This is a genomic window from Streptomyces manipurensis, from assembly GCF_049570255.1.
GTDB lineage: Bacteria > Actinomycetota > Actinomycetes > Streptomycetales > Streptomycetaceae > Streptomyces > Streptomyces manipurensis.
Genome location: NZ_CP186950.1, coordinates 454263 through 466983, shown reverse-complemented (window position 1 = coordinate 466983; position 12721 = coordinate 454263). Strand labels below are relative to the sequence as shown.

Below are 12721 nucleotides of genomic sequence, written 5' to 3'. Positions count from 1 at the left end.
CGCGCCCCCGCCCGTCCGCCCCACCCCGAACCCCCGCTGGACGAACCGCTGACCCGGAAAGGGTGTTGAGGCTTCGATGACGGAACCGACCGCTCGTCGCGTGCGGCTTTCTCCCACCCGTCTGGCCGGAGTGCGCCGCAGAACCGGTGACCACGGCGACCGGACCATCGCCGAGGCCTGCTCCATCGGGCTGGCCTACTGGGCGACGGGCAGCAGCCCCCGCGGCATGCGGCTCACCGCCGCCACCCCGTTCACCGAGGTCCTCGCGGCCGTGGACGAGGGCCTGCGGGGGGACACCGGCTGGGAGGTAGGCGCCGACGCACGGACCATCACCGTCCCCGAGGGGATCGCCCCCGACGACGCGCAGCTCGCCCTCGACGACCTGGCCGACTTCCCCGACCGGACCCTCGGCACCATCGCCGCCGCCTCCCCGGCGGCCAGGATGCAGACCCTGGCCGAGTGGAACGACACCACGGCCGACCGGAACCGCCCGACCGTCGTGGAGATGTTCCGCGAGCAGGCGCGCATCCGGCCCGACGCCGTCGCCGTCGTCGACGAACACCGCTCACTGACCTACCGTCAGGCCGCCGAGCTCTCCGCCCAGCTGACCCACCACCTCATCGACCGCGGAATCACCGCCGAGCAGGTCGTCGGCATCTCCCTCGGCCGCTCCGCCGACATGGTGATCGGGCTGCTCGGCGTCCTCCAGGCAGGCGCCGCGTTCGTCCCGCTCGACCCGCAGTGGCCCGCCGCCCGCCGCGCCGTCGTCATCGAGGACGCGGGGGTCGTCCTCCAGCTGAACACCTCCGGCGCACACGACCCCGGCGAACCGGAGGCCGTCCGCGTCGACCTCGGCGACTGGGGCTTCGGCTCCCTCCCCGGCGACGCCCCGCCGGTCACCGTCCCCGGCGCCGCCCTCGCGTACGTCATCTTCACCTCGGGCTCCACCGGCCGCCCCAAGGGCGCGATGATCCGCCACGAGGCCATCAGCGAACGCCTGTTGTGGCAGTCCGCCGAGATCCTGGGCTTCGGACCCGACGACGCCGCGCTGTTCAAGGCGCCGCTCTCCTTCGACATCTCCGTCAACGAGATCTTCCTCCCGCTCGTGTCCGGCGGGCGGCTCGTCGTCCTGCGCCCGGGCGGCGAACGGGACCCGCAGCACCTGCTGGGCGTCATCGCCGAGCAACGCGTCACCTTCACCTACCTGGTCTCCTCCATGCTGGACGTGCTCCTGGAGATAGCGGGGGACTCCGGACGGCTGGACAGCCTGCGGCACGTGTGGTGCGGGGGCGAGGTGCTCACTCCCGAGCTCTACGAACGCTTCCGCACCCGGCTCGACATACCCATGTACCACGGCTACGGCCCCGCCGAGACCACCATCGGCGTCTCCCACGTCATCTACCGCGGCGCCGCGGAACGCCTGTCGACGTCCATCGGCAAGGCCAACCCCAACACCCAGCTGTACGTCCTCGACGACGAACTGCGCCCCGTCCCCGTCGGCGTGGGCGGCGAGCTGTACGTCGGCGGCTTCCTCCTCGGGCGCGGCTACGCGGGAGCGCCCGGCCTGACCGCGTCCCGGTTCGTCGCCAACCCCTTCGCCGCCGACGGCTCCCGGCTGTACCGGACCGGCGACCTCGCCCGCTACACCCCCGACGGGTCCCTGGACTTCCTCGGCCGCGCCGACAACCAGATCAAGATCCGCGGCATGAGGCTGGAGACCGAGGACGTCGAGGCCGGCCTCGCGGAGCACCCCGGCGTACGGCACGGCTGCGTCGTGGCGCGCACGAACTCGGCCGGCGGGACGTACCTGGTCGGATACGTGATCCCGGCCGCCGGGAGCGAGGACCTGCGGGCGCAGGACGTCCGGGTGTGGGCCGCCGCGCACATGGTCGACTACATGGTGCCCGCCCACATCGTGGTGATGAAGGAGTTCCCGCTCACCGCGAACGGCAAGCTCGACCGCGGGGCGCTCCCCGAGCCCGACACCGCCACCGGCGTGCTCCGCGCACCCGTCGGCGAGAACGAACGCATCGTGTGCGCGGCGGCAGCGGCCGTGCTCTGCCTCGACGAGGTCGGCGCCGACCAGGACTTCTTCGCCCTCGGCGGCGACAGCATCCTGGCGATCTCCCTGCTCGGCGCCCTGCGCGAGGCGGGCCTGCACGTCACACCGCGGCAGATCTTCACCAACGGCGTGCTCGGCTCGCTGGCGGCCGTGGCCGGCCGGGCGGACGCGGCGGCCGCCGACCGCGGCGACGTCGCGACGGGAGCCGTCACCGGATCCCCGATCCTGCGGTGGCTCGGGGAGACCACCGACGCCGTCGACGGATTCGTGCAGTCGGTCGTGCTGAACACCCCTGCGGAACTCACCGCGGACGCCCTCGGGGAGATCCTGGACGCCGTGGTCGCACGCCACGACATGCTGCGCGCCCGGCTGGTCCGCGGTGACCGCTGGGGCTTCGAGGTCCCGCCCGCCGACCGCGACGGGGCCGGCGCCTCCTGGCAGGAGAGCGACGCACCGCTCGACGCGTGCGTGGCCCTCGCCACCGACGGCCTGGACCCCGAGGGCGGGGTCGTGCTGCGGGCGGTCTGGCGCCGCACCGCACGCCAGCTGGTCCTGGTCGCCCACCACGTCGTGGTCGACGGCGTGTCCTGGCGGATCCTCATGGAGGACCTCGCCGCGGCGTGGCAGCGGTCCGTCGCCGGCGAGCCGGTCGAACCGCCCCGGGCGGGAACCTCGTTCCGGCGCTGGACGCAGTTACTGGAGCGCACCTCCTTCGACACGGACCTCGAGTACTTCTCGCGGCCCCTGCCCGGACCGGACGCACGACTGGGCCGGCGCCCCCTGTCCGCGGACGACACCGTCGCCCGGGAGCGCACCACGACCGTCCGCATCGGCCCCGAGGCCACGGCGGCCCTGCTGGGGGACGTCCCCGCGCGGTTCCACGCCGGGCCCAACGACGTGCTGCTCACCGCGCTCGCCGTGGCCCTCGCCCGCTGGCGCCGCGCCCGCGGACAGGACCAGACGTACTCCCTCGTCGAGCTCGAGGGCCACGGCCGCGAACCCCACCTCGTGGCCGGCGCGGCGGGATTCGAGCCCGAACTCTCGCGCACCGTGGGATGGTTCACCACCCTCTTCCCGGTGACCGTGGACCCCGGGCCGACGGACGACCCCACCGACCCCGCCCACCTCGCCACCGCGCTCAAGGCGGTCAAGGAGGACCTCGCCCGGGTGCCGGGCAACGGCCTGCCCTACGGCGCCCTGCGCCACCTGGGGGGCGCCGCCTTCGACGCGCCCCCGCCGCAGGTGCTCTTCAACTACCTCGGCCGCTTCGACGCCGGATCCTCGGGGGACTGGGAACTCACCGGCACGACCGGCCAGCTGGGCGAGAGGCGCGATCCGCGGATGCGTCTCCCGCGCGCCCTGGAGTTCAACGCCATCGCCGAACCCGCCGCCGCGGGCGGCTACGAACTGGTCACCGCCGTCTCCTGGCCCGAGGGCCTCTTCACCGACGGGGACATCGAGATCCTCGGCGGCTGGTTCCACGAGGCCCTGACCGGACTGGCCGCGCTGGAGGGCGGCGGCCACTCGCCCAGCGACTTCCCCCTCGTGCCCCTCACCCAGGCCGACGTCGACGACCTGGACGGACCGGCCCTGCGGGACGTCCTCCCGCTCACCCCGCTCCAGGAAGGCCTCTACTTCCACTCGGTCTACGACGACGACTCCGCGGGCAGCTACGTCGAACAGCAACTGCTCACCCTCGAAGGGGACGTGGACCCCGAACGGCTCGCGGCCGCCACCACCCGGCTGCTCGCCCTCTTCCCGAACCTCGCCGCCCGCTTCACCGCCCTCGCCGACGGCCGCGTCGTGTCCGTCCTGGAGAGCGGGGTACGCGCCCCGTTCACCGTCCTGGACCGCCCCGGCGCGACCGACCAGGATATCCGCGACCTCGCCGAACGGGACCGCCGCGCCGGATTCGACCTCGCCGCGGGCCCGCTGATGCGCTTCACCCTCGTCCGCGCCGGGACCGGCCGCACCGTCCTGGTGCAGACCGTCCACCACATCGTCGCCGACGGCTGGTCGGTCCCCCCGATGCTGCGCGCGCTGCTCGCCGAGTACCACGCCCCGGGAAGCGTCTACCCGACCGGCGGATTCGCCGACTACCTGCACTGGCTGGCCGCACGCGACGAGAACGAGAGCGACCGCGTCTGGCGCGAGCAGCTCGCCGGCCTCCCCGGCCCCTCGCTGGTCGCCGAGGGCCACACCCCCTCCGACCGGTTCGCCGACGCCTTCACGCAACCCGCGACGGACCTCGACGCCGCCGTCCGCGCGGCGGGCGTACCGCTGAGCGTCGCCGTGCACACCGCATGGGCGGTCACCCTCGGAGACCTCCTGCACCGCCGGGACGTCGTCTTCGGGTCCACCGTCTCCGGGCGCGACGCTGACGTCCCCGGCATCGCGGACATGGTCGGCCTGTTCATCAACACCGTCCCCGTACGCGCCCGGTGGACCGCGGACGACACGGTCCGCGACCTGCTCGCCTCGGTACGCGAGCACCAGAGCGCGGTCCTGCCCCACCAGCACGTCTCCCTCGCCCGTACCGGCCGCCACGCGGGAACCGGCCCGCTCTTCGACACCTTGGTGGTCTTCGACGTCGCCACCGACACGGCCGCCCTCCGCGAGCCCGGCCACACCCTGGCCGTCACCTGCGTCGCCAACGAGGGCGCCCCGCACTACCCCCTGACCCTCGTCGTGGAACGCACCGCGACGGGCCGCCCGCGGTTCAACCTGATCCACGACGGCGCCCTGCTGCGGGAAGCCGGCGCCCGGCGGATCCTGGACACCTTCACCCGCACCCTCGACGACCTCCTCACCCGGCCCGACACCCCGGTCGACGACCTGCGCCCCGGAACCACCCGGCCCCCCGCACCCGTCGCCCCGGCCACCCTGGACGCCCTCTTCGACGCCGCCGCGTGCCGGGACCCGGCCGCCACCGCCGTCACCCACTGCGAGCTCGACGGCGCGACCCGCTCCCTGGCCTACGCCGAACTCGCCGACGCCAAGAACGCCCTCGCCGCCCGGCTGCGCGCCGCCGGCGTCCGCCCAGGCGAACGCGTCGCGGTGGCCCTCCCGCGCTCCCTCGAACAGGTCGTCGGCCTCGTCGCCGTCGTCACCGCCGGCGGCGCCTACGTCCCCCTCGACCTCGCCTACCCCGACGAGCGGCTGGAGTACGTCCTCGCCGACGCGGCACCCCGGGTCGTCCTCGTCGGCCGCGACCAGCGCGACCGCTTCGCGCGGCTGCTCGACCGGACGGGCCTGCCGGCCCGCGTCGTCGTCCACGACGACCCCGCCGACGACCCCCACCACGACAGCCCGGTCACCCCGGACGCCCCCGTCCGGGCGACCCGCCCGAACGACCCGGCCTACGTCATCTACACCTCCGGCTCCACGGGCCGCCCCAAGGGCGTCGTCGTGGCGCACTCCAGCGTGGTGACCCTGCTCGCCCACACCCGTCCCGGCATGGGCTTCGGCCCCGACGACGTCTGGGTCCAGTTCCACTCGTACTCCTTCGACTTCGCGGTCTGGGAGCTGTGGGGCGCCCTGGTGCACGGCGGCGAACTGCTCGTCCCGGACTACGGCCTGACCCGCTCCCCGGCCGACTTCCACCGGCTGGTGCGCGAGCGCGGCGTGACCGTCCTCAACCAGACGCCCTCGGCCTTCCACCAGTTCACCGAGGCCGACCGGCAGGCCGGCGGGCCGGCACTGCCCGCGCTGCGCCTGATCGTCTTCGGAGGGGAGGCCCTGGACCCGGTCCGGCTGCGCGGCTGGGTCGAACGGCACGGGACCGAAGCGCCCCGGCTGGTCAACATGTACGGCATCACCGAGACCACCGTCCACGTCACCCACCGGGTCCTGACCGACGAGGACGTCCGCCGCGACGACGCCGCCAGTCCGATCGGCGGCCCGCTCCCGGGCCTCGTCACCCACCTGCTCGACGACCGGCTGCGCCCCGTGCCACCGGGCCGGACGGGCGCCGTCTACGTCGCCGGCGACCAGGTGTCGCTCGGCTACCTCGGCCGGGCAGGGCTCACCGCGAGCCGCTTCGTGGCCGACCCCTTCGCCGGCGACGGGGCCCGCATGTACCACACCGGCGACCTCGCGCGCCGCACCCTCGACGGCGACCTGGAGTTCCTGGGCCGCGCCGACGACCAGGTGCAGCTCAAGGGCTTCCGCATCGAACCCGGCGAGGTGGAGTCCGCGATCCGCGCTCTCGACGGCGTGGTCGACGCCGCCGTCACCGTCGCGGACACCGGCGACCACCTGGTCGCCCACGTGGTGGGCGTCGTGCCCGACGACCTCACCGGCCTGCTCTCCGCCCGCCTGCCCGCGCACATGGTGCCCGGCCGGACGGTCCGGGCCGACGCCCTGCCGCTGACGGTGAACGGCAAGCTGGACCGCAAGGCGCTGGCCGAACGCGCCCGCGCCCAGGGCCCCGACGACGGCCCGGCACCGGCCGGCCGGAGCGGGCCGCGCGGGGCCGGCCCCGCGCTCGCCGCCCTGACCGACGTGTTCGCGCAGAGCCTGCCCGCCACCTCCGTCGACCCCGACACCGACTTCTTCCGGGCCGGCGGCGACAGCATCCTCGCGATCACCGTCGTCAACCGGGCCCGGGCCCTCGGCCTCGCCATCAGCCCGCGGGACGTCTTCCTGCTGCGGACGCCCCGCGCCCTCGCCGCGCACCTGGCCGCCGCCGCCCCGCCGGCCGCCCTCCCCGCGACCGCCGCCGAGACCCACCAGGACGGCCCCTTCACCCCCACCCCCATCATCCTGCGCCAACGCGCCCTGGGCGGCTCACTGGAGCGCTTCGCCCAGGCCAGGACACTGACCGCCCCCGACGGCACAGGCCACGCCGACGCCGAGCGCGCCGCCCGTGCCGTCGTGGCCGCCCACCCCGTCCTGCGGCTGCGCCTGAACACCGAGCACGGCGTGTGGTCGCCGAGCACCGGCCCCGCCCCCGGGACCACGGTCGTCCGCACGGACGCGGCGGACCCGGCCGCCGCGGCGGACGAGGCAGCCGGCCGGCTCGACCCCGCGACCGGGGACGTCATCGCGTTCTCGTGGCTGGAGGCGACCCACACCCTCGTGGTCACCGCACACCACCTCGCCGTGGACGCCGTCTCCTGGCTGATCCTCCTGGACGACCTGGACACCGCGATGCGCGGCACGGACCCGGCCCCGCCGACCACCCCGTACGCCGCCTACGCGGACGCCCTCGCCGCCGCCTCCGGCCGGCTCACCGACGGCCTCGGTCACTGGACCACCACCCTCCAGGCACCCCCGCTGCTCCCCGCCGTCCGGGCCCCGCGCGACACCACGGCGGTGCTCCCGCCCGCGACGAGCGACCTCGTGACCCGTACGGCGCCCACCGCGCTGGGCGTGGACCTCACCGAGCTGCTGTGCGGAGCCCTGCGCACCGCGCTCACCCACGTCCAGCCCGTACCCACCGACCTCGCGATCGACCTCGAACGGCACGGCCGGGTACCGGCCCTCCCGCACCACGACTACACCCGTACGGTCGGCTGGTTCACCGCCGTCGCACCCGTACGCCTCACCCCGCACACCGACCCGGTCGCGGCGGCCCGCGAGGCCGCCGCACGCCGCACCGACGAGCCCGCGCACGTCGCGTACGGCCAGCTCAGGTACCTCAACCCGCAGACCGCCCCGCTGCTGCGGGCCCACCCCCAGGTGCTGTTCAACTACCTCGGCCGGGGCGACGAGTCCCAGGTCCCGCAGATCACCGGCGGCGACCCCGCGAGCCCGTACGCCGTCGAGGTCAACGCCTGGACCGACGCCGCCACCGGCCGCCTGCACGCCGCGTTCACCCTCGCCGAGGGCGTGCCGGACGAGATCACCGCACACTGGCTGCGCGCCCTGGAGGACATCGCCCGGGCCGCCGCCACCGCCGAACGCACGGCACCCGTCACCCCCCTCCAGCGGGGCCTGTACTTCCAGGCCCAACTGGCCGGTCCGGCCAGACACTACGTCGCCCAGAGCTGGTTCACCTTCGACCGCCGCCTCGAGCCCGCGGCCCTGGCCGAGGCCATGGCACGGGTGATCGCGCGGCACCCCGCCGTGGGCGCCGGATTCACCACCGACGACCGGGGGAACCCGGTCCAGGTCCTCGCCGCCGGCCGGCGCGTACCCGTGCGCACCCTCACCCTGGCCGGCGACGACGAGATCGAAGCGCTCCTCGCCCGCGACCGCGACACCGGCTTCGACACCGGGCAGCCACCGCTGATCCGGCTGACCGTGGTCCGGCTGCCCGGAGACCGCGACGGGCTCCTCCTCAGCTACCACCTGCTGCTCTGGGACGGCTGGTCCCGCGAGATCGTCCTGCGCGACCTCTTCGCCCACTACGAGGCCGTCCTCGCCGGCGACGCACCCGTCCCGGAACCGGCCGCCCCCGCCTTCGAGGACCACGCGCGGGCGCTCGCCGCCAAGGACCCCGCCGTCTCGGAGCGCTTCTGGGCCGAGCACCTCGCCGGCCTGCCCGGCCCCACCCTGCTCGCCGGACCCGCACCCGCCCTCGCCGACGACCTGCCGAGCACCCTCGTCCACACCCTGACCGCCGAAGCGTCAGGGCTGCTGCGCGACGCGGCGAGGACCCACGGCGTCACCCTCAACTCCGTGCTGACCGGCGCCTTCGGCCTCCTGCTGGCCGCGCGCACCGGCCGCAGTGACGCCGTCTTCGGCGTGACCGTCTCCGGCCGTCAGGGCGAGGGGCTCGCCGACGTCGTCGGCGTCCTGCTCAACACCGTCCCCCAGTGGACGCGCCCCCGGCCCGCGGACACGGCACGCGACTACCTGTCCGCCGTACAGCGGGCCCGGGCCGAGGCGATGGAACACGAACACCTCGGACTCGGCGAGATCCAGCGGGCCGCCGGACACGACACCCTCTTCGACAACCTCTTCGTGCTCCAGAACTTCCTGGACATGGACGCGTTCGCCGCGATGAACACCCGCCACGGCATCACCTCGGTCCGCGCCGACGACTCCACCCACTACCCCTTCACCTGGGTGGTCACCCCGGGCGAGCGGCTCACGGTCAAACTGGAGTTCCGCGACCACGACACCCCGGCGGCGCGCACGCTCCTCGACGACTACCTGAAGGTGCTCGACGACCTGGCCCGCTCCACCGGCCCGCTGGGCGCGCTGCCCGGCCTCGGGCCCGACCCCCTGACCACCGGCCGCACGGACATCGGCACCGACACCGTCGTCGACCGCTTCGACCGGGCCGCCGACCGCGACCCGCAGCGGACCGCCCTCGTCGCGGACGGCAGCACCCTCACGTTCGCCGGCCTCCGCGACCGCAGCCGCGCCGTCGCCGGGGTGCTCGCCGCACGGGGCATCGGACCCGAGCGGACCGTGGGCCTCGCGATCCCCCGCTCCCTCGACTCCATCGTGGCGCTCTTCGCCGTCCTGCGCACCGGCGCCGCCTACGTCCCGCTCGAACTGGACCACCCCGACGAACGCATCGCCGCGATCGTCGACGACGCCCGCCCCGACGTGATCCTCACCGTGAGCGCCGTCTCCCCGCGGCTCACCGGCGAACTCGTCGAGCTGGACCGGCCCCTGCCCGCGGCCGAGCCCCTCACGACCTTCGCGCCGGACGACCCGCACCGCCTGCGCCACCCCGCCTACACGATCTACACCTCGGGATCCACGGGGCGCCCGAAGGGCGTGGTCACCGAGTACGCCGGCCTGACCAACATGCTGGTCAACCACCAGCGCCGGATCTTCGAGCCGGTCCTCGCCGACCACGGCCACCGGGTCTTCCGCATCGCCCACACGGTGTCCTTCGCCTTCGACATGTCGTGGGAGGAGCTGCTCTGGCTCGCCGACGGCCACGAGGTGCACATCTGCGACGAGGAACTCCGCCGGGACGCGCCACGGCTGGTGGACTACTGCCTCGCGCACGCCATCGACGTGATCAACGTGACCCCGACCTACGCCCAGCAGCTCGTCGCCGAGGGACTGCTCGACGACCCGGGACGCCGGCCCCCGCTCGTGCTCCTGGGCGGCGAGGCCGTCACCCCGACCCTGTGGCAGCGCCTCGCCGACACCGGGGGGACGGTCGGCTACAACCTGTACGGGCCCACCGAATACACCATCAACACCCTCGGCGTCGGCACCTTCGAGTGCCAGGACCCCGTGGTGGGCGTCGCCATCGACAACACCGACGTCCATGTCCTCGACCCCTGGCTGCGGCCCGTCCCGGACGGAGTCCCGGGCGAGCTGTACGTGGCCGGCATCGGCATCGCCCGTGGCTACCTGGGACAGCCCGCCCAGACCGCCCACCGGTTCGTCGCCTGCCCCTTCGGGCCGCCCGGCGAGCGGATGTACCGTACGGGCGACCTGGTGCTGCGGCGCCCGGACGGGAACCTGATGTACCTGGGCCGCACCGACCAGCAGGTCAAGATCCGCGGCCACCGGGTCGAACTCGGCGAGGTGGAGGCCGCGTTCGCCGCGCACCCCGCCGTCCGGTTCGCGGCCGCCGTGGCCCAGCCCGACCCGCAGGTCGACGGAGCCCACCGGCTGGCCGCCTACCTCGTGCTGGAAGGTGCCGAGCTGGCCGAGGTCGCCGCCGAAGTCGGCGCCGCGCTCCCGGACTTCCTGCGCCCGACCCACTACGCCCGGGTCGAGGTCATCCCGCTGACGGTGAACGGCAAGGCCGACACCAAGGCGCTGCCCGAGGCCAGGCCGCTCGGCGCGCTGACCACGGGCGGCGAGCGGGGCCCGCGGCCCGGGACGGAGACGACCGTCTGCGAGTTCTTCGCGGAGGCACTGGACCTGGACGACGACGAGGTGAGCGCCGTCAGCGACTTCGTGTCGCTCGGAGGCCACTCCATGCTGGCGGTTCGGCTGATCGGCCTGCTTCGCCGCGAGTACGGTCCTGTGGTCACGATCCGCGACCTGTTCACCCTGCGCACCCCGGAAGCGATTGCCCGCCACCTCGATGACAACTCCTGACACGCAGCGGCCCCGCACGGGGTCCGACATCCTCCGCACCGCCCTGCGCCGCAACGTCGGTGCCATGACCGGGGGCACCGTCCTCATGGGCCTCTACCAGGCCGGTGAGACCGCCTTCCCCATCGCGCTCGGCCTGATCGTCGAGCACGCCCTCCAGGACCGGAGCCCCGACGCGCTCGTCGTCTCGATCGGCGTGCTCGCCGTCATCATCACGACCGTCTCGCTGTCCTGGCGCTTCGGCATGCGCATCCTGCAGAAGGCCAACACCACCGAGGCGCACCGCTGGCGGGTCGGGGTCGCCGACTGCGGCCTCCAGCCGGTGGCCCGGGACGTGGACCTCAAGTCCGGCGAGGTGCTGACCATCGCCACCGAGGACGCCGACCAGACCGCCGACATCATCGAGGTGGTGCCCCTGCTGGTCAGCTCCCTGGTCGCGGTCCTGGTCGCGGCCGTCGCACTGGGCCTGGCCGATATCAGACTCGGCCTGCTCGTGATCGTCGGCACGGTCGCGATCCTGTCGGTGCTCAGCGTGCTGTCCCGCAGGATCGGTTCCAGCACCCGTGAGCAGCAGGCCCGGGTGGCCCGGGCCGGCGCCAAGGTGGCCGACCTGATCACCGGCCTGCGCCCGCTGCACGGATTCGGCGGCAACCTCGCGGCCTTCCGGTCCTACCGCGAGGTCAGCACGGAGGCCAAGCGCCAGGCGGTCACCGTGGCCGTGGCGAACGGGGCGTACGCGGGCACCGCCATGGCGCTCAACGCGGTGCTGGCCGTCTCGGTGACCCTCACGGCGGGCTGGCTCGCCTTCGAGGGCCGGATCGGCATCGGCGAACTGGTCATGGCCGTGGGGCTGGCGCAGTTCATCATGGAACCGCTGAAGATGTTCTCGGACATGCCGAAGTACGTGATGATGGCCCGCGCCTCGGCCGACCGCATGGCCCTGGTCCTCGCCGCGCCCCCGCTGATGACACCGGGCACGGGCCGCCCGGAACCGGGCGGCGACCTGGAGCTGGACGGGGTCCGCCACGGGGCCCTGCGCGCCCTGACGTTCCGGGTGCGGGCGGGGGAGTTCGTGGCCGTCGCCGCGTACCGGCCGGGTGAGGCGGCCGACCTCGCCGCGGTCCTGTCCGTGACGGTCCCGCCGGCCGCGTACGAGGGCACGGTGCGGGTGGGCGGCCGGGAGATCGCCGGCCTGTCGGTCGAAGCGGTCCGTGAGCACCTGCTGGTGAACCCGTACGAAGGGGAGATCTTCGCGGGAACCCTGCGCACGAACATCGACCCGACGGGGACCAGCGCGTCCGTCGCCGAAGCGGTGGAGGCGTCGATGCTGACCGATGTCGTCGCCCTGCACCGGGAGGGCCTGGACTACGGGGTCCGGGACCGCGGCGCGAACCTCTCCGGCGGGCAGCGCCAGCGCCTGTCGCTGGCCAGGGCCCTCGCGGCGGACAGCGACGTCCTCGTCCTGCACGACCCGACGACGGCCGTCGACGCCGTGACCGAGCAGCTCATCGCGCGCAACGTGGCCGCACTGCGCCGGGGCCGCACTACCCTCGTGATCACCAGCAGTCCGGCCCTGCTGGACGCCGCCGACCGGGTCCTGGTCCTGGACGACGGCGTCATCAGCGCCGAGGACACCCACCGCAACCTCCTCGCCACCGACGAGGACTACTGCCTGGCGGTGGCGCGCTGAGGCCC

At 74.3% G+C, this 12721-nt stretch carries 2 protein-coding genes; both read left to right on the top strand.

What is annotated here, in order from left to right:
• Positions 1–76: 76 nt before the first annotated feature.
• Positions 77–11029: an amino acid adenylation domain-containing protein gene (locus ACPU2J_RS02275; protein ID WP_423832621.1), complete on the top strand. Its 10953-nt coding sequence runs from the start codon at positions 77–79 to the stop codon at positions 11027–11029.
• Positions 11016–12716, top strand: a complete 1701-nt coding sequence (locus ACPU2J_RS02270; RefSeq protein WP_423832620.1) for an ABC transporter ATP-binding protein — start codon at positions 11016–11018, stop codon at positions 12714–12716. The genes ACPU2J_RS02275 and ACPU2J_RS02270 overlap by 14 nt, the downstream gene beginning before the upstream one ends.
• The last annotated feature ends 5 nt before the right edge of the window (positions 12717–12721 follow it).